This is a genomic window from Oikeobacillus pervagus, assembly GCF_030813365.1.
Taxonomy (GTDB): domain Bacteria; phylum Bacillota; class Bacilli; order Bacillales; family DSM-23947; genus Oikeobacillus; species Oikeobacillus pervagus.
Genome location: NZ_JAUSUC010000004.1, coordinates 70864 through 91111, shown reverse-complemented (window position 1 = coordinate 91111; position 20248 = coordinate 70864). Strand labels below are relative to the sequence as shown.

General features: G+C 38.6%; 16 protein-coding genes. 15 read left to right on the top strand and 1 reads right to left on the bottom strand.

The window, feature by feature from the left end; all coding sequences use genetic code 11:
• Positions 1 to 220: 220 nt before the first annotated feature.
• From J2S13_RS02805 to pyrG, 9 genes are all read left to right on the top strand, one after another.
• A complete protein-coding gene (locus tag J2S13_RS02805; RefSeq protein WP_307256167.1) occupies positions 221 to 1408 on the top strand; it encodes an acetyl-CoA C-acetyltransferase in 1188 nt (395 codons plus the stop codon).
• A gap of 58 nt (positions 1409 to 1466) precedes the next feature.
• Entirely contained in the window at positions 1467 to 2318 is an 852-nt protein-coding gene (locus J2S13_RS02800; RefSeq protein WP_307256166.1) for a 3-hydroxybutyryl-CoA dehydrogenase, read from the top strand.
• Between the two features lie 54 nt (positions 2319 to 2372).
• Entirely contained in the window at positions 2373 to 3509 is a 1137-nt protein-coding gene (locus tag J2S13_RS02795; protein ID WP_307256165.1) for an acyl-CoA dehydrogenase, read from the top strand.
• Positions 3510 to 3521: 12 nt separating this feature from the next.
• Positions 3522 to 4661, top strand: a complete 1140-nt coding sequence (locus J2S13_RS02790) for an acyl-CoA dehydrogenase (protein ID WP_307256164.1) — start codon at positions 3522 to 3524, stop codon at positions 4659 to 4661.
• Positions 4662 to 4939: 278 nt separating this feature from the next.
• A complete protein-coding gene (locus J2S13_RS02785) occupies positions 4940 to 5593 on the top strand; it encodes a TetR/AcrR family transcriptional regulator (RefSeq protein ID WP_307256163.1) in 654 nt (217 codons plus the stop codon).
• On the top strand, positions 5586 to 8855 hold the full coding sequence (icmF, locus tag J2S13_RS02780; RefSeq protein WP_307256162.1) for a fused isobutyryl-CoA mutase/GTPase IcmF: 3270 nt from the start codon (positions 5586 to 5588) through the stop codon (positions 8853 to 8855). Before J2S13_RS02785 ends, icmF begins: the two co-directional genes overlap by 8 nt.
• Before the next feature lie 184 nt (positions 8856 to 9039).
• Positions 9040 to 9207 carry a hypothetical protein gene (locus J2S13_RS02775; RefSeq protein ID WP_307256161.1) on the top strand — a complete coding sequence of 56 codons (168 nt, stop codon included), beginning with the start codon at positions 9040 to 9042 and terminating at the stop codon, positions 9205 to 9207.
• A gap of 296 nt (positions 9208 to 9503) precedes the next feature.
• The gene (gene rpoE / locus J2S13_RS02770; RefSeq protein WP_307256160.1) at positions 9504 to 10040 is read left to right on the top strand and encodes a DNA-directed RNA polymerase subunit delta; all 537 of its coding nucleotides are present in this window, start codon (positions 9504 to 9506) and stop codon (positions 10038 to 10040) included.
• A gap of 190 nt (positions 10041 to 10230) precedes the next feature.
• A complete protein-coding gene (gene pyrG, locus J2S13_RS02765; RefSeq protein ID WP_307256159.1) occupies positions 10231 to 11835 on the top strand; it encodes a CTP synthase in 1605 nt (534 codons plus the stop codon).
• 237 nt (positions 11836 to 12072) lie between these two features.
• On the opposite strand, the gene J2S13_RS02760 is transcribed toward pyrG, so the two are convergent.
• A complete protein-coding gene (locus J2S13_RS02760; RefSeq protein ID WP_307256158.1) occupies positions 12073 to 12597 on the bottom strand; it encodes a DUF2529 domain-containing protein in 525 nt (174 codons plus the stop codon).
• 429 nt (positions 12598 to 13026) lie between these two features.
• Here J2S13_RS02760 and J2S13_RS02755 point away from each other — a divergent pair, with 429 nt between their 5' ends.
• From J2S13_RS02755 to rho, 6 genes are all read left to right on the top strand, one after another.
• Positions 13027 to 13401 (top strand): response regulator, encoded by a 375-nt coding sequence (locus J2S13_RS02755; protein WP_307256157.1) that lies wholly within the window; start codon positions 13027 to 13029, stop codon positions 13399 to 13401.
• Between the two features lie 160 nt (positions 13402 to 13561).
• Positions 13562 to 14419, top strand: a complete 858-nt coding sequence (locus J2S13_RS02750; RefSeq protein WP_307256156.1) for a class II fructose-bisphosphate aldolase — start codon at positions 13562 to 13564, stop codon at positions 14417 to 14419.
• A gap of 427 nt (positions 14420 to 14846) precedes the next feature.
• Positions 14847 to 15497, top strand: coding sequence for a fructose-6-phosphate aldolase (gene fsa, locus J2S13_RS02745; RefSeq protein ID WP_307256155.1), 651 nt, complete (start codon positions 14847 to 14849; stop codon positions 15495 to 15497).
• A 651-nt stretch (positions 15498 to 16148) separates the two neighbouring features.
• Positions 16149 to 17435 (top strand): UDP-N-acetylglucosamine 1-carboxyvinyltransferase, encoded by a 1287-nt coding sequence (gene murA / locus J2S13_RS02740; protein ID WP_307256154.1) that lies wholly within the window; start codon positions 16149 to 16151, stop codon positions 17433 to 17435.
• A 94-nt stretch (positions 17436 to 17529) separates the two neighbouring features.
• Entirely contained in the window at positions 17530 to 18495 is a 966-nt protein-coding gene (gene glpX / locus J2S13_RS02735; RefSeq protein WP_307256153.1) for a class II fructose-bisphosphatase, read from the top strand.
• A 392-nt stretch (positions 18496 to 18887) separates the two neighbouring features.
• Positions 18888 to 20174, top strand: a complete 1287-nt coding sequence (rho, locus tag J2S13_RS02730; protein ID WP_307256152.1) for a transcription termination factor Rho — start codon at positions 18888 to 18890, stop codon at positions 20172 to 20174.
• Positions 20175 to 20248: the final 74 nt, after the last annotated feature.

Sequence of the window (20248 nt, the reverse complement as noted above, 5' to 3'; positions counted from 1 at the left end):
GGGAATGTGCATGAATACTTGGAAAATGAACGAACTTTAGGGAATCTAGCATGATCATCTAATAAATTTATGATTTTTTAATAAAATTGTTTAAATTCAGACAAATTTCTTATAGAATAGAGGTAAAGGGACAATCTGTCCCTTTCCTTCATCATTTTATGCGAGCGAGCGTTCAGTCGAAGAAGTGAAAGCGTTTACCAATGTGAAAGGAGTGATTGGAATGGTTAGAACGGTTATTTTAGGAGGGGCACGTACACCTTTTGCAAAGTTTGGCGGTTCACTAAGTTCTCTTACAGGAGTCGAACTTGGAGGAATTGCGGTCAAAGAAGCACTACAAAGAGCAAATGTATCTCCAGATGAAGTGGATGAAGTAATTTTAGGAACTGTTTTACAAGGAGGTCAAGGGCAAATTCCATCTCGCCAAGCCGCTAGAAAGGCTGGGATTCCTTGGAATGTAAAAACCGAAACAGTAAATAAAGTTTGTGCTTCAGGGTTAAGAAGTGTTACATTGGCGGATCAAATTATTCGTGCTGGGGATGAAGAGGTGATTGTGGCTGGTGGAATGGAATCCATGTCAAATGCACCTTATTTTCTTCCAAAAGTAAGAAATGGTCTACGAATGGGGGATGCGAAGGTCATCGATTTAATGGTTCATGATGGATTAACATGCAGTTTCTCCGGAGTACATATGGGGACATATGGGAATAAAACAGCCGAAGAAATGGATCTATCAAGAGAATCCCAAGATGAATGGTCCTACCGAAGTCATCAACTAGCTATTCAAGCAATCGAGTCAGGGAAGTTTCAAGATGAAATTGTTCCAGTAGAAGTACCACAAAGAAAAGGAGAACCTATCACGGTTTCGATGGATGAAGCACCACGGAAAGACACTTCTTTAGAAAAACTCTCAAAACTTTCTCCAGCTTTTGATAAAAACGGTACCATTACAGCTGGTAATGCACCAGGTGTAAATGACGGGGCAGCTGCACTTGTCGTCATGAATGAAGAACGTGCTGCCAAAGAAGGAAAGCAGCCATTGGCCTATATACTAGGACATTCAGCTATTGCAATTGAAGCAGCCGATTTTCCACAAACACCAGGTTTAGTCATTAATGAGCTTCTGAAAAAGACAGGGAAAACAGTAGAAGAAATTGATTTATTTGAAATTAACGAGGCTTTTGCTGCTGTTGCTCTTGCTAGTATGAAAATCGCTAATCTTGATCCTAATAAGGTGAATGTCAATGGTGGAGCGGTTGCATTAGGTCACCCAATCGGTGCTAGTGGAGCGAGAATCATTTTAACATTAGCCTATGAATTGAAAAGACGAGGCGGAGGTATTGGGATTGCGGCAATTTGTAGTGGTGGGGGTCAAGGGGACGCCATCATGATTGAAGTACCAAAGCAATAATCAAGAACGATCTTGCGAATTATTTTGATAGATTGTAAACATTTAGGGGGAACAAATGATGAAAATCCAAAAAATAATGGTTATTGGAGCAGGACAAATGGGATCCGGTATTGCCCAAGTATGCGCCCAATCAGGATTTCAAGTAGTACTAAATGATTTAAAGGATGAATTTTTAGATCGAGGACTCGGAGTCATTACTAAAAATTTAACAAGACAAGTGGATAAAGGAAGAATGACAGAAGCGGATAAAGATCAAGTATTAGCTAATATTACAAGATCCACTAATCTCCAAGACGCTTCATCTGTTGATTTAGTCATTGAAGCAGCTGTTGAAAATATGGAAATTAAAACAAAGATCTTTGAACAGCTTGATGAAATTGCACCAAAAGAAACAATCTTAGCGTCAAATACTTCGTCATTACCTATTACAGAAATTGCAGCTGCAACGAAACGTCCAGAAAAAGTAATTGGAATGCATTTTATGAATCCAGTTCCTGTTATGAAATTAGTTGAAATTATTCGCGGTCTAGCAACGACAGATGAAGTCTATCAAGCGATTGAAGATTTAACGAAAGCATTAAGCAAAGTACCAGTCGAAGTAAATGACTTTCCAGGATTTGTTTCGAACCGTGTTCTAATGCCAATGATTAACGAGGCTGTCTATACTTTATATGAAGGGGTAGCAACAAAAGAAGCGATCGATGATGTGATGAAGCTTGGGATGAACCATCCAATGGGACCATTAACATTAGCTGACTTTATTGGTCTTGATACATGCTTGTACATTATGGAAATCCTTCATGAGGGATTCGGTGATGATAAATATCGCCCATGCCCATTATTGAGAAAATATGTAAAAGCGGGTTGGTTAGGTAAGAAGACTGGCAGAGGATTCTACACTTACGAGTAATAAGTGGAAGGATGTTCGATTTGACATGGCAGCATGAAAAAGGGGGACATAATTGTGAAGCTTTTATTTACAGAAGAGCAAGAAATGATGCGTAAAATGGTCAGGGATTTTGCCCAAACTGAGATTGCACCTTTTGTTGAAAGTATGGAAGAAGGGGAATTTCCAAGAGAGATTATTAAGAAAATGGCTGAATTAGGGCTGATGGGAATTACGATTCCAGAAGAATATGGTGGCAGTAATATGGATTTCACATCCTATATTATTGCAATCAATGAATTGTCGAAAGTAAGCGCAACAGTCGGTGTGATTCTTTCTGTGCATACTTCAGTAGGAACCAATCCGATTTTATACTTTGGAAATGAAGAGCAGAAAAGAAAGTATGTACCGAAATTAGCGGCGGGAGAATATTTGGGAGCATTTTGCTTAACAGAACCTAGTGCTGGTTCAGACGCGGCAAGCTTGAAAACTCGAGCAGTCAAACAAGGGGATCAATATATAATTAATGGTTCAAAAGTATTTATTACAAACGGGGGAGAAGCAGATACATATGTTGTTTTTGCTTCCACTAACCCAGAAGCAGGGAGCAAAGGGATTTCTGCCTTTATCGTGGAGAAAGGTACACCAGGATTAATCATCGGAAAAGATGAAGATAAGATGGGATTACACGGGTCTCGTACTGTTCAATTAACATTTGAAGATATGGTAGTACCAGCTGAAAACCTTCTAGGGGAAGAAGGTCAAGGCTTCAAAATTGCGATGGCCAATTTAGATGTTGGTCGCATTGGAATTGCTTCACAATCTCTTGGAATTGCTGAAGCAGCTCTGGAAGCAGCAACAGAATATGCAAAAGAACGTGTCCAATTTGGTAAGCCTATTGCAGCACAACAAGGGGTAGGATTTAAATTAGCAGATATGGCGACGGGAGTGGAAGCTGCCAAACTATTAGTTTATCGTGCTGCTAATCTACGTGCTCTTGGATTACCATGCGGGAAAGAAGCATCCATGGCGAAACTATATGCTTCAAGAACAGCTGTAGAAGTGACAACGGAAGCAATTCAAGTATTTGGTGGATACGGATATACGAAAGATTATCCAGTTGAGCGTTATTTCCGTGACGCAAAAGTTACTGAAATCTATGAAGGAACGAGTGAGATCCAACGAATAGTGATTAGTAAACAATTAATAAAATAAGGGGGAAAAAATATGAATTTCCAATTATCAGAAGAACATGAAATGATTCGTAAGATGGTTCGTGATTTTGCACTAAATGAGGTAGCACCAACTGCTGCTGAAAGAGATGAAGAAGAACGTTTTGACCGCGAAATTTTCGACAAAATGGCTGAATTAGGACTTACAGGTATTCCTTGGCCAGAGCAATATGGTGGGAGTGGAATGGATTACCTCGCGTATTGTATTGCTGTAGAAGAACTTTCACGTGTCTGCGCATCTACAGGGGTAACATTATCAGCCCATACTTCCCTAGCAGGTTGGCCAATTTATAAATTTGGTACAGAGGAACAAAAACAAAAATATTTAAAACCAATGGCACAAGGTGAGAAAATTGGAGGTTACGGTTTAACAGAGCCTGGTTCTGGATCTGATGCAGGTGGAATGAAAACAACTGCACGTCTAGAAGGTGACCACTACGTACTAAATGGTTCTAAAATCTTTATTACAAATGGTGGGATTGCGGATATCTATGTTGTATTTGCCATGACAGATTCAACACAAAAACACCGCGGAACAAGTGCATTCATCGTTGAAAGTTCATTTGAAGGATTTTCAGTTGGAAAGAAAGAAAAGAAACTAGGAATTCGTTCATCTCCTACAACGGAAATTATTATGGAAGAATGCCGAGTACCGAAGGAAAATTTACTAGGGGAAGAAGGCGATGGCTTTAAAGTAGCGATGATGACTCTTGATGGTGGCCGAAATGGAATCGCAGCACAAGCGGTTGGAATTGCACAAGGTGCGTTAGATGCAGCCATTGAATATTCAAAAGAACGTAAACAATTTGGTAAACCAATTGTTGCAAACCAAGGGATTTCATTCAAAATCGCTGACATGGCTACTTCGATTGAAGCATCTCGTTTATTAACCTATCAAGCAGCTTGGTTAGAGTCTGAAGGTCTTCCATATGGGAAAGCATCTGCTATGTCAAAATTATTGGCAGGAGATACAGCTATGAAAGTAACAACAGAAGCTGTTCAAATTTTTGGTGGATACGGATATACGAAAGATTATCCGGTTGAGCGTTATATGCGCGATGCAAAAATAACGCAAATCTACGAAGGAACACAAGAAATTCAAAGATTAGTAATCTCTCGAATGGTAACGAAATAAGGCAATGATTTATTTCGTTCACCCTTCTCCACATTGGTGAATATCGCTTCGTTTTGATGAGAAAGCGAGAATTACTTATGAAGAGGATGACTTGAAATCGTCTAGCTCACTAAAGAATATACGGTATGTAGTCGGTAGGAAATGAAATGATATATATACGAATATATTTTGCGGGGTTAGACATGAAGTGATCCTCTTTGCTTTTACAAAGGATGGATACATGGGGTAAGAAATTATTTCCATTTGAAGGGAGAAATGATAAGGGGCGGTCGATTAAATTGAATTCGAAAAGAAAAGTGCATGCAACAGTGAAAGATCAACAACTAGTTCAAAAAAGAAGAGATGAAATGATAAGGGGAGCAGTACATCTCTTTAAGCAGAAGGGCTTTCACCGGACAACAACACGTGAAATTGCGAAAGCAGCTGGTTTTAGCATTGGTACATTATATGAATATATTCGTACAAAAGAAGATATTCTCTATTTAGTTTGTGATAGCATCTATGATCAAGTATCAGACAGATTACAACAGATTACTTTGTCAGAGGGAACACTGGAAAGTTTGAAATTAGGAATTGCCTACTATTTCAACGTAATGGATGAATTACAAGATGAAGTGCTTGTTATGTACCAAGAAGCAAAATCACTTTCAAAAGACGCGTTGCCATATGTGCTACGTAAGGAAATGGATATGGTGGGGATGTTTGAGATCTTAATTCGTCGTTGTATTGAAAATGGTGAATTAGAAATGAGAGACAAAGAAGTCCGACTTTTAGCACATAACATTTTTGTAGAGGGACAAATGTGGGGATTTAGACGTTGGTCTTTGAAGAAAGCGTTTTCACTTGAGGAATACATTGAGATGCAAACAAACTTTTTATTTTCGGGAATAAACGGTTTCAAACCAAAAAACAAGGGGGATACCAATGAATAATAAAGTAGAAATTTATAAGCCAAAAAATCATTTACGCTTTGTGACAGCTTCAAGTTTGTTCGATGGACATGATGTGTCGATCAATATTATTAGAAGAATTCTACAAGCTAGTGGGGCGGAAGTCATCCATTTGGGACATAATCGCTCCGTCGAGGAAATTGTAAATGCTGCTATTCAAGAGGATGTACAAGGAATTTCTATTTCGTCCTACCAAGGTGGACATATGGAATTCTTTAAATACACTTATGATTTACTAAAAGAAAGAGGAGCTTCTCATATCCGAATTTATGGTGGTGGAGGCGGTGTTATTCTACCTCGAGAAATTGATGAACTCCACGAATACGGAATCGCCAGAGTGTTTTCCCCAGAAGATGGTCGTAAGTACGGCCTACAAGGCATGATCAACATGATGCTACAAGAATGTGATTTTCCTACAGTGACAAATTCCATCCAAGAAGAAGTTTCAAAATTAAAAGATGGTCATATTCCATCGATTTCAAGACTGATCTCATTAGCTGAGTATCAAGTCGATGCCAAACAAGAGGCCGCCGCAGCAGCAGAAGCAATTTTTAGTGAAGTAAAGACATTAGCAAAGCCAGTTCCCGTTTTAGGGATTACGGGTACAGGGGGAGCTGGAAAGAGTTCTCTTACGGACGAATTGATTCGCCGGTTTTTAAATGAATTTACGAATAAAAAGGTAGCGATTTTATCCGTTGACCCAACGAAGCAAAAGACAGGCGGAGCTTTGCTTGGTGACCGAATTCGGATGAATGCGATTTTCAACCCGCGGGTGTATATGAGAAGTTTAGCTACACGTAACTCAAGATCGGAACTATCTCTTGCGATTAAAGATGCCATTAACGTGGTAAAAGCAGCCGGTTATGATTTCGTGATTGTGGAAACTAGTGGAATTGGTCAAGGGGATGCGGAAATAACTGAAATTTGCGACATTTCAATGTATGTTATGACAAGTGAATTTGGTGCGCCTACTCAATTGGAAAAAATTGATATGATTGACTTCGCTGATCTTATCGTTATTAATAAATTTGAGCGAAAAGGATCTGAAGACGCAAGACGACAAGTCCAAAAGCAGTATCAAAGAAGTCGCGAGCGCTTCCATGAAGACCTTGGAAATATGCCAGTCTATGGAACCATTGCGAGCCAATTCAATGACCAAGGAACAAATGCCTTATTTGCAGCTTTAGTTGAAATAGTGAACGAGAAAAAAGAACTTAATTGGGTCACTACATTTAGCAAAGATGTCGATGTGAGCAAACAAAATATCATTATTCCAAATGATCGTCGTTTTTATTTACGAGAAATTGTCGATACTGTTCGAAATTATCATAAGAGAGCAGAGCAACAGTCAGATTTAGCACGGAAATTATTCCAAATTGAGGGAACCATTGAGCAATTAGAATTGAGAGAGAAGAATGAGGAAGTACTTGCTTCGTTACGTGCATTAAAAGAAAGCATAGAAGAAAAAATCTTGCCAGAAACGAGAAAGATGATTCAAGGCTGGGAGAAATTAAAGGATCAATACTCACAGAAGCAATTGATAACGAAAATTCGCGACAAAGAAATCGTGACAGAGTTAACGACGAAAAGTTTGTCTGGCTTAGATATACCGAAAGTTGCTCTTCCAAAATATAAAGATTTTGGGGAAATTGTGAAATGGATCTATAAAGAAAATGTTCCGGGATCCTATCCTTATACAGCTGGGGTGTTCCCATTTAAACGTGAAGGGGAAGATCCGAAACGTCAATTCGCTGGAGAAGGAACACCGGAAAGAACCAATAAACGATTCCATTACTTATCAAAGGATGATTCAGCGAAACGTTTAAGTACAGCATTTGACTCTGTTACGTTGTACGGAGAAGATCCGGATCATCGCCCTGATATTTTCGGGAAAGTTGGGGAAAGTGGTGTGAATGTTTGTACATTGGATGATATGAAGAAATTATATGCTGGCTTCGACCTTTGTCATCCATCCACATCTGTATCCATGACGATTAATGGTCCAGCTCCTATTATTCTAGCTATGTTTATGAATACAGCGATTGACCAGCAAGTTGAAAGGAAAGAAAAAGAGCTGGGACGTCCACTTAGCCAACATGAATACGAAGATGTGAAAGCTCAAACATTGCAAACGGTCCGTGGAACTGTTCAGGCAGATATTTTAAAAGAAGACCAAGGACAAAATACATGTATTTTCTCTACAGAATTTGCATTAAAACTAATGGGTGATATTCAAGAATACTTTATTCAAAATCAAGTAAGAAACTATTATTCTGTATCCATTTCGGGTTATCATATCGCAGAAGCAGGGGCAAATCCTATTTCACAATTAGCCTTTACATTAGCGAACGGATTTACCTTCGTTGAGTATTATTTAAGTCGAGGAATGAATATTGATGATTTTGCACCAAACTTATCATTCTTCTTCTCCAATGGATTAGATCCGGAATATAGTGTAATTGGCCGTGTCGCTCGCCGAATTTGGGCTACTACTATGAAGGAGAAATATGGTGCGAATAGTCGTTCACAGAAATTGAAATATCATGTTCAAACATCTGGGCGCTCTCTACATGCACAGGAAATTGATTTCAATGATATTCGTACAACATTGCAAGCATTAATGGCCTTGCATGATAATTGTAACTCTCTTCATACGAATGCATATGATGAAGCCATTACAACGCCAACGGAAGAATCAGTTCGTCGTGCAATGGCGATTCAGCTGATTATTACGAAAGAACATGGTTTAACGAAAAACGAAAACCCACTTCAAGGATCGTTTATTATTGAGGAATTAACGGACTTAGTGGAAGAAGCAGTACTAAATGAATTTGAAAAGATTAATGACCGTGGAGGCGTTTTAGGTGCAATGGAAACGCAATATCAACGCGGAAAGATTCAAGAAGAATCGATGTACTATGAAATGCTGAAACATTCGGGAGAACTCCCAATCATTGGAGTCAACACCTATTTGAACCCGAACCCACCTTCAGCTGATGAGATTAATAGTATGGAAATTGCACGTGCATCACAGGAAGAGAAAGAATTGCAAATTGAAAACTTACGTAAATTCCAGAAGAACAATGAAGATCAATTAGATGCAACCCTTAAGAGATTGAAACAAGCAGCAGTGAATGGTGAAAATATTTTTGAACAATTAATGGAGGCCGTGAAAGTAGCAAGTCTTGGGCAAATTACACGGGCATTATATGAAGTAGGTGGCCAGTACCGCCGAAATATGTAATCTGACAATAAAGGCTTATGGTGTGGAAAATCACTATAAGCCTTTTCTCTCGATTTTTTTAACCTTCCTAAAACTAAAACAATAAAGTAGCAAGTTTAACATGCTTTTTACTTACCGTATGTTTTTCGAACCCTTTTTATAGCATATAATGGATAAAAGCAGAAATTATTTAGGAAGTGAAGAAGTGAAGCGAACAGCGAAATGGATATTCATTATTGTACTGATTATTGGCACATATATTTTATACGAGCTTCAATTAGGCGCCATTCCTTTTTTACTTCTATCCATTTATTTTTTTGTGATCGGATATTTAGAATTAAAACAATCTAAAAATTCTCGAGATAGAACGTAATAAGAAAATGTTAAATAGGAAACGAGGCCTTTTTCCGCTTTCCGGTCAACAGGGGAAAAAGAAAAAACTTGAGCAAATCTCGACCTGAATAAAAGATAATTGCATTAATTTTTGCTTAACTAGCGGGAACTTAATTTCATTACTCCTTTTCCTTAGAAAAAGTACAGAAATACACAGTTTTAACTAGCATAAACAATTGATAATTGTTTATAATGGAAAATATGTATTTTAGATGATTTACGCCTTTTTAACTCTTTATAATAGAGTGTTGAAATAGGAAAGGGAGTGTACGACCGTTGAAATTGGATCAATTGTCAAAAGAAGAAATTAGAGAAATGTCTTTTATTGAAATCGCATATGAAATTTTTTTAAACAAGAAACAAGCTATGACGTTCCAGGAAATTCTTCAGGAAATTCAGCAAATAAGTGGTATTTCTGATCAGGAATTACACAAAAGAATGGTTCAATTCTATACAGATTTAAATGTGGATGGTGGCTTTATCGCTCTGGGAGACAATCGTTGGGGCTTAAGAGCATGGTATCCAATTGAACAAATAGAAGAAGAGACGGTACCAACGATTAAAACAAGAAAGAAAAAGTCGAAAAAAGTAGTCCAAAAAGAAGAGTTGGATGAAATAGACGATTTAGATGATGAGGAAGACGATATTGAATTTGAGGACATCGACGATCTTGTAGAAGAAGAGGATTATGATGAAGAAGATGAGGAACTAGATGGCGTCGATCTTGAAGAAGAGGATGAGGAAGAATTCGATCTCGAGGATGAAGAGTTGGATGATGAAGACCTCGATGATGACGATGAAGAGGAAGAATAATCTCTACTTGACTTCTTTTCATTACAATTGTAGTATTTTATTTGGGCTCTTTATGAACGGATTCATAAAAAACGCTCCCTTACTATTTTTTAGTAAGTGGGGCGTTTTTTTTGTATTTTACCCCCATACTCAGGGAAAATTATAATAATATTCCATATAATGCATAATGAAATTGAAGGGGGAACCTTAATTGACGAAATATATATTTGTAACTGGAGGAGTAGTTTCTTCTTTAGGAAAAGGGATTACAGCAGCTTCATTAGGTAGATTATTAAAGAATAGAGGGCTGAATGTTACAATTCAAAAATTTGATCCGTATATCAATGTCGATCCTGGAACAATGAGTCCATACCAACATGGGGAAGTTTTCGTCACAGATGATGGTGCAGAAACAGATTTAGACTTAGGACATTATGAGCGTTTCATCGACATTAATTTGAATAAATATAGCAATGTGACAACTGGAAAAGTGTACTCATCTGTATTAAGAAAAGAACGCCGTGGCGATTACTTAGGTGGTACAGTCCAAGTGATCCCACATGTTACAAATGAGATTAAAGACCGCGTTTTCCGTGCAGGAAAAGAAACGAAAGCAGATGTTGTCATTACTGAAATTGGCGGGACAGTTGGGGATATTGAATCTTTGCCGTTTTTAGAAGCGATTCGCCAAATTAAAAGCGATGTTGGTTCTAACAATGTGATGTATATTCATTGTACACTCATTCCTTATCTTAAAGCTGCAGGGGAAATGAAAACTAAACCAACACAGCATAGTGTAAAAGAACTTCGTAGTTTAGGAATTCAGCCTAATATTATCGTTGTTCGTACTGAAATGCCGATTTCACAAGAGATGAAAGATAAATTAGCTTTATTCTGTGATATCGATCCTCATGCTGTCATTGAAGCAATGGATGCTGAAACATTGTATGAAGTTCCACTCGCTTTACAAGAACAGAACATGGATGAAATCGTTTGTCAACATTTAAAAATTCAGTGCCATGATGCAGACATGACGGAATGGAGAGAATTGGTTAACAAAGTTCAAAACCTTTCACGCAAAACCAAAATTGCTCTTGTTGGGAAGTATGTTGAACTTCAAGATGCCTATATTTCCGTTGTTGAATCATTAAAGCATGCAGGATATGCATTTGATTCAGATGTTGAAATTGATTGGATCAATGCTGAAGATGTGAATGCAGACAATGTGGCAGATCTATTAAAAGAGGTAGATGGTATCTTAGTACCTGGGGGATTTGGAGATCGTGGAATTGAAGGGAAAATTATCTCCATCCGATATGCAAGGGAAAATAAGATTCCATTTTTAGGTATTTGTTTAGGTATGCAGCTTGCTACCGTTGAATTTGGGAGAAATGTCCTTCATTTAGAAGGGGCTCATTCCGCAGAGATTGATCCAAATACGAAGTTCCCAATTATCGATTTACTGCCTGAGCAAAAAGACGTTGAAGACCTTGGAGGTACATTACGTTTAGGTTTATACCCTTGTAAATTAGAAGAAGGAACGAAGGCTTATATGGCCTATAAAGATGAAGTAGTCTATGAACGTCATCGCCATCGTTATGAATTTAATAATGAATATCGTGAACAAATGGAACAAGCGGGTTTTGTCTTCTCTGGTACAAGCCCAGATGGACGTTTAGTCGAAATCGTTGAATTAAAAGAACATCCATGGTTCGTCGCAGCCCAATTCCATCCAGAGTTCAAATCAAGACCTACACGCCCACAACCATTATTTAGAGATTTTATTGGCGCATCTATAGAAAATCGCAGAAAATAAACTGCAAATCAAGAACCTCTCTATTTATCAAGGATAGAGGGGTTCTGCACTATGAAGGAAATTAGTTCAATTTGAAATATTAGATGAGTTCAGGACTTGACTACGCCCACAACCGTGAGAATTAGCCCCGCCCCAAAATCATAGATGTGCAAATAAACGTGGGAAATAGGCAAAAGCGATTGGGAAATGATCAAACCTGCCGCCCTCATGTACCACAACAGGATAATCTTATATCTCCTAAAAGTCGTTATCTTCTAATATTTCATCCATTGCTAATTTCAAAGCAAAATAAACATATAATGCAGCAATGCTTGCGGGATAGCCAACTCTTTCTCCTTCATCATTTGGAATGAGGCCTTTTGATAAACCTAGATCGATATGGACATCCGCTAATGTGGCCAAAGAAGGTGCATCATTTTCGATAGAAGTCGAAATAGCGGCAAAAGGAATGTTTTTATCAATGAGCTGCTCAGCCAGAAGAAGAGCCTTTTCATCGGTGGAATAACGGGAAACAAGCAAAACCCGGTCAATAGAATTCAAAACGGAAAGATCCCGAAGAGCCTTCCCTCTTTCAAATGGTTCCGAACCATTAAGGGCCTCTAAAGTAATCCCCTCCATTTCATCAATTCCATGAATATAAATATTTCCTTCACCGGCCAATGCCTGAGCCAATAATCGCGCACCATCCTCTATAGAGTATTGCTCACGATTTTGAATCCGTTGTAATAAGCCAATTAATTGTGTTGTAAACATTTTTAACATATGATCAACCCCCATGTTCAATTAGGATTACACCGTGAATGATTGTATGGGCTGAGAAAAACTATTTAATAGTGGATCTCAATTTTCCCTAACATGTACAGATTACCCCTTTTTTGAAAAAGTGCAAATTGAGGATACTGATATGGATAATTTTAACAATAAAAAATTAGGTGGACTGTTTGACGTAATAAGTCATTGAAAGCTGTTTCTATTTTAAAAGGATCTTTAGGAAAGTACAAAAACGAAGGCAGGAATTTAGTTAGCTTAAATAGAAGTATACTTTACTAAGGAAGTTACAAAAGAATGTGGATGGGCCACCCATGGGGTTAATTCGCCTTCATACTTTACTAAGGAAGTTACAAAAGAATGGAATGAGCAGGGGATTATACATAAAAATGATTCGTTTTTTGAACATGGGAGGGATTAAGAATGTCACAAAGGGTTTTAATTGTGGATGACCAATTTGGAATTAGGATTTTACTGAATGAAGTTTTGCAAAAGGAGGGGTATGATACATTTCAAGCAGCCAATGGAATACAGGCATTGGAAATAGCTGAAAGTCATACCCCAGATCTGGTTCTTTTGGATATGAAAATTCCAGGAATGGACGGAATCGAGATTTTAAAAAGATTGAAACAAAAGGATCCCGAAATCCGCGTCATTATTATGACGGCTTACGGCGAGCTTGACATGATCCAGGAAGCAAAAGACCTTGGTGCTTTAACCCATTTTGCTAAGCCATTTGATATAGACGATATTCGTAGGGCGGTTAAACAATATATTTCAAAATCGGAGGCAAAATAATGAATAGTCTTGTTATTTTTGTGACAAGCTCAAACTTGTTGGAAAATGAGACGCGAATTTGGTATCATTACAATGGTGAATTTTAAAAGAGAAATCAATTCTTTTTATGTGACATACGTTTAGATCGTTAGGATGTAATGTTTAAGGAGGAAAAAAGATTATGCCTTTAGTTTCCATGAAAGAAATGCTGATAACAGCAAAAAAAGAGGGTTATGCTGTCGGTCAATTCAACCTTAATAACTTAGAGTTTACTCAAGCGATTCTCCAAGCAGCAGAAGAAGAGAAATCTCCAGTCATTCTTGGGGTGTCTGAAGGCGCGGGCCGCTATATGGGCGGTTTTAAAACAGTTGTTAATATGGTAAAAGGACTTCTAGAAGATTATAAAATTACAGTTCCTGTAGCCATTCACTTAGATCATGGATCAAGCTTTGATAAATGTAAAGAAGCAATTGATGCGGGCTTTACTTCTGTAATGATAGATGCTTCTCATCATCCATTTGAGGAAAATGTTGAAATTACAACAAAGGTAGTAGAATATGCACATTCTAAAGGAGTTTCTGTTGAAGCTGAATTAGGAACTGTCGGTGGTCAAGAAGATGATGTTGTCGCAAATGGAGTCATCTATGCCGATGCAAATGAATGTGAAAATTTAGTCAAACAAACAGGCATTGATTGCTTAGCACCAGCATTAGGTTCTGTACATGGACCATATAAGGGAGAACCAAATTTAGGGTTTAAAGAGATGGAGGAAATCTCTAATCGTACAGACGTTCCATTAGTTCTTCATGGAGGTACAGGAATTCCAACGAAGGATATTCAGAAAGCTATTTCACTTGGAACAGCCAAAATTAACGTAAATACCGAAAACCAAATTGCTTCTGCAAAAACAGTTCGCCAAGTATTAGCAGACAATCCAGAAATGTATGACCCACGGAAATACTTAGGACCAGCACGAGAAACAATTAAAGAAACAGTAATTGGAAAAATGAGAGAATTCGGTTCCACAAATAAAGCTTAAAAGTGTAGGCGACTGCCCAGCTGCGACAAGCAAATGTCCAACCTTGGCGTGGCGTCCTTTGCCACAGAAAGGACGGACATTTGACCTCGAGCAGCTAGGAGCCGCAACTGGATAAGCCTAAAAGTGTAGGCGACTGTACAGGCGCGACAAGCAAATGACAAGCCCTGAAAGAAGGCGTCCTTTGCCTTCTGTAAGGGATTGACATTTGACCTCGAGCGCCTAGGAGCCGCAGCTGGATAAGCTTAAAAGTGTAGGCGACTGTCCAGGCGCGACAAGCAATAGAAAGAATGTTAAGATTCTTGTAAAAGCCACTTTTTAAAAGAATGTGACTTTAGTAAAGATTGTTTTACAAAGAGAACTCCCTTGTGAACAATACATCATAGGGAGTTTTTCACATATGTACATAATAGGATAAGGAGTGAATAAGATGAAATTTTTTATTGATACAGCGAACATGGAGGAAATAAAAGAAGCTCATTCATGGGGAATATTATCTGGAGTAACAACCAATCCCTCACTTGTAGCAAAGGAAAACAATATCTCTTTTCATGATCGATTAAAAGAAATTACAGAGCTTGTTGATGGTTCTGTTAGTGCAGAAGTTATTGCTTTAGATGCTGAAGGAATGATCAAAGAAGGTCGTGAATTAGCACAGATCGCTCCTAATATTACAGTGAAAGTTCCCATGACTCCAGAAGGACTAAAAGCTGTTTCAATATTCTCAAAAGAGGGTATTAAAACAAATGTCACCCTTATCTTTAGTGCGAACCAAGCATTATTAGCTGCACGTGCTGGAGCAACTTACGTATCACCTTTTTTAGGACGACTAGATGATATCGGCCATGATGGTTTAAAATTAATTGATCAAATTTCTGACATTTTTGCTATTCATGGAATCGAAACAGAAATTATCGCAGCATCCATTCGCCACCCACAACATATTACAGAAGCAGCACTAAAAGGAGCACATATCGCAACCGTACCATTTAAAGTATTAAACCAATTATTCAAACACCCCTTAACAGACAAAGGAATAGAAGCCTTCCTAGCCGACTGGAAAAACCGAACAGGAAAATAAAAAAGCGGAGGCGACTGTACAGCTGCGACAAGCAAGTGCTGAAGCCTTGGCGTGGCGTCCTTTGCCACAGAAAGGCTTTAGCACTTGACCTCGAGCAGCTAGGAGCCGCAGCTGGATAGAGAAAAAAGCGGAGGCGACTGTACAGCTGCGACAAGCAAGTGCTGAAGCCTTGGCGTGGCGTCCTTTGCCACAGAAAGGCTTTAGCACTTGATCTCGAGCGCCTAGGAGCCGCAGCTGGATAAGCTTAAAAGTGTAGGCGACTGCCCAGCTGCGACAAGCAAATGTCCAACCTTGGCGTGGCGTCCTTTGCCACAGAAAGGATGGACATTTGACCTCGAGCAGCTAGGAGCCGCAGCTGGATAAGCCTAAAAGCGGAGGCGACTGTATAGCTTGAACAAGTCTCCAAAATAATCTTAGAAATTTTGTAAAATCATACATGTTTTACAAAAAAATGTTCAAACTAAAAGAAAAATAGTCATTGGTTTAACGTCGAGCGCCTGGGAGCCAGGGCTAGGTAGAATAAAGCGAAGGCCCTGCCCAGGCATGCTAAAAAAGGCTCACTAATCGTTTCTTGCCAACAAATACTCCTCTGCTGACTAAAGAGGGGCAAGAAACGGTTATTCAACTAGTATATTTGGAAGGGAGTAGAAAATGGAAAAGCTAAAAATTGCTGGAGGTTACCCACTTAAGGGAACAGTCAAAATAGATGGTGCAAAAAATAGCGCAGTTGCTCTCATACCAGCAACCATTCTGGCAGACTCTAATGTGACGATAGAAGGATTACCCGATATTTCTGATGTGCGAATTTTAAAAAGTCTACTAGAAGAAATCGGTGGGAAAGTGTCCTTTGTTGCTGGGGAAATGAAAGTTGACCCTTCCAATATGATTGCTATGCCCCTTCCAAATGGAAACGTGAAAAAGCTTCGGGCATCCTATTACCTAATGGGAGCTATGCTTGGAAAATTTAAAAATGCAGTCATTGGTCTTCCAGGTGGATGCCATTTAGGCCCAAGACCTATTGATCAGCATATTAAAGGGTTTGAAGCTTTGGGAGCAGAAGTGACAAATGAACAAGGGGCTATTTATTTACGTGCTGAAGAGTTAAAAGGGGCAAGAATTTATTTAGATGTTGTCAGCGTTGGAGCAACTATTAATATTATGCTTGCTGCTGTAAAAGCAAAAGGACGTACAATCATTGAAAATGCCGCGAAAGAACCTGAAATTATTGATGTTGCAACATTGCTTACTAATATGGGGGCGAAGATTAAAGGAGCGGGGACAGATGTGATCCGTATTGACGGTGTGGAAGAGCTTCATGGATGCCGTCATACGATTATTCCTGACCGGATTGAAGCTGGAACTTTCATGATTATGGCTGCTGCAACTGGAGAAGGAATTGTCATTGATAATGTGATCCCACTTCACCTTGAATCATTAACAGCCAAGCTTCGTGAGATAGGTGTTCCAATCGATATTGGGGATGACCAAATATTCGTTGGTAAATCTGATCGACTTAAAGCAGTTGACATTAAAACATTAGTATATCCGGGCTTCCCAACCGATCTGCAACAACCATTCACCTCTTTATTAACGAGAGCAGAAGGATCGGCTATTGTAACCGATACAATTTATTCAGCAAGATTCAAACATATTGATGAATTAAGAAGAATGAATGCCAACATTAAAGTGGAAGGTAGATCGGCGATTATAAATGGACCTTATAAACTTCAAGGAGCAAGGGTGAAAGCAAGTGACTTAAGAGCGGGCGCGGCTCTAGTGATAGCCGGACTAATGGCTGAAGGAATAACAGAAGTAACAGGAGTCGAACATATTGACCGCGGGTATAGTCATTTAGTGGAAAAGCTGAATGACCTTGGAGCAACCATTTGGAGAGAAGAGTTAACTAAGGAAGAATTAGAACAAATAAAAAGCTCGTAAAAATACACTTATTAACACATGATTGTGTTACAATAAACATGTTAAGTTGTTTACGGAATTGAAATTTTGGCTTTGTAACACAGGAGGAATACAAATGGAAAGAAGTTTAACAATGGAGCTTGTTCGTGTGACCGAAGCAGCTGCACTCGCTTCCGCTCGCTGGATGGGACGTGGAAAGAAAATGGAAGCCGATGATGCAGCCACTACTGCTATGCGAAATGTATTCGATACCGTTCCAATGAAAGGTACTGTAGTCATTGGTGAAGGGGAAATGGATGAAGCACCAATGCTTTATATTGGTGAAAAATTAGGGACAGGCAATGGTCCTGGTGTAGATATAGCGGTGGACCCATTAGAAGGGACAAATATTGTGGCGTCAGGTGGCTGGAACGCTTTAGCTGTTTTAGCTATTGCTGATAAAGGAAACCTTCTACATGCTCCAGATATGTATATGGAAAAAATCGCTGTAGGTCCTGAAGCAGTAGGTCAAGTTGATATAAATGCATCTGTGATTGATAATTTAAAAGCTGTTGCCAAAGCAAAGAATAAAGATATTCAAGATGTAGTAGCGACGGTTTTAGATCGTCCTCGTCATGAACATATTATTTCACAATTAAGAGAAGCTGGTGCTCGGATTAAATTAATTAATGATGGAGATGTTGCGGGAGCGATCAACACAGCATTTGATCATACAGGCGTAGACATTTTGTTCGGTTTAGGTGGTGCTCCAGAAGGGGTTATTTCTGCTGTTGCCTTAAAATGCCTAGGCGGAGAAATCCAAGGAAAACTTGTTCCACAAAATGAGGAGGAAGTAACACGTTGTAAGAAAATGGGCATCGATTTAAGTCAGGTTCTTCGAATGGAAGATCTCGTTCGTGGAGATGATGCGATTTTTGCTGCGACAGGAGTAACAGATGGGGAGTTATTACGTGGAGTTCAATTTAAAGGTTCACATGGTTCAACTCATTCCGTTGTTATGAGAGCAAAATCAGGAACAGTTCGGTTTATCGATGGTCGCCATAGTCTAAATAAAAAGCCAAATTTAGTGATTAAACCTTAAATAATTCGTTTATAATAATTAAGGAAATCTTTTATAGGGGGATGACTTCTCATCAAATGTGATATTCATATTGCAGTGACGAGAGGTCTGACGCCTTTAATTTTTTGGCCTGACTCCTTTTTATTCCTTCTTCACATATCAGTTATTGCTATATCCAACTCGAGCGGTTAAAATAAACATGACTTTATACTTCCTAATTTTTTACTTTAAAGAACGAATTGCCTATATTTTTAAGTTTGTTACTCCGTATTATGATTTATTCAAAAAGGATAATGATTTAACATACTCCTAATTATATTTCCCCGCATAGGAAGGCGGTTCTATAGTGAATAATGAAGAGAAAAATTTAATACATATGGGTCAAAACTGAATAATTAAAGCGTGGTGTTAAAATGGAAGAAATAACAATATCCGGTTTAGAAAACATGAAGTTAAAGGAACTATATGAACTTGCCCGAACATATAGAGTTTCCTACTATAGTAAATTAACAAAAAAAGAACTAATTTTTGCCATATTAAAAGCACGAGCGGAACAAGAAGGCTTCTTCTTTATGGAAGGTGTCCTAGAGATTATCCAATCAGAAGGGTTTGGTTTCCTAAGACCGATCAATTACTCTCCAAGTTCTGAAGACATATATATTTCAGCCTCTCAAATTCGTCGGTTCGACTTAAGAAATGGGGATAAAGTATCAGGGAAGGTTCGTCCACCAAAAGAAAATGAAAGATATTATGGTTTATTGCATGTGGAAGCCGTGAATGGAGATGATCCAGAATCCGCTAAAGAGCGCGTTCATTTTCCTGCACTTACACCGCTGTACCCAGATCGCCAAATCAATCTAGAAACATCACCCTCAAAATTATCAACCCGAATTATGGATTTAATTACACCCGTCGGTTTCGGACAACGTGGACTTATTGTGGCCCCTCCAAAAGCAGGGAAAACAATGCTGTTGAAAGAGATTGCTAATGCGATTACCATGAATAATCCAGAAGCAGAGTTGATTGTTCTTCTAATTGATGAACGTCCTGAAGAGGTAACGGATATAGAACGGTCTGTACAAGCTGAAATTGTAAGCTCAACATTTGATGAAGTACCAGAGAACCATATTAAGGTAGCAGAACTTGTGTTAGAAAGAGCTATGCGTCTTGTTGAACATAAAAGGGATGTAGTCATCTTAATGGATAGTATTACCCGTTTAGCTAGAGCTTATAATCTAGTCATTCCGCCGAGTGGAAGAACGTTATCCGGGGGGATTGACCCAGCTGCATTCCATCGACCAAAACGATTCTTCGGGGCAGCACGTAATATTGAAGAAGGTGGTAGTTTAACTATTCTTGCTACAGCATTAGTCGATACTGGTTCCCGAATGGACGATGTGATTTATGAAGAATTTAAAGGGACAGGCAATATGGAGTTACATCTTGACCGTAACTTGGCTGAAAGAAGAATATTCCCTGCAATTGATATTCGTCGTTCAGGTACTCGTAAAGAGGAACTGTTAATTGAGAAAGAACAACTCGATATGATTTGGAAGATTAGAAAAACAATGTCAGATTCACCAGATCTTGCAGAGAAATTTTTACGCAAGCTAAGACAATCGAAAACAAACGAAGAATTTATCGCAAATTTAGTTGGAGAATTGAAGTCATCTGGTAATTCAAAAAGATTACTAAAATAACCTGAAATTGCAAAAAACCAGATGTTGCATTTGAAATTATAGCTTGTTATAATATTGTCAGTGCGTTTTAAGTG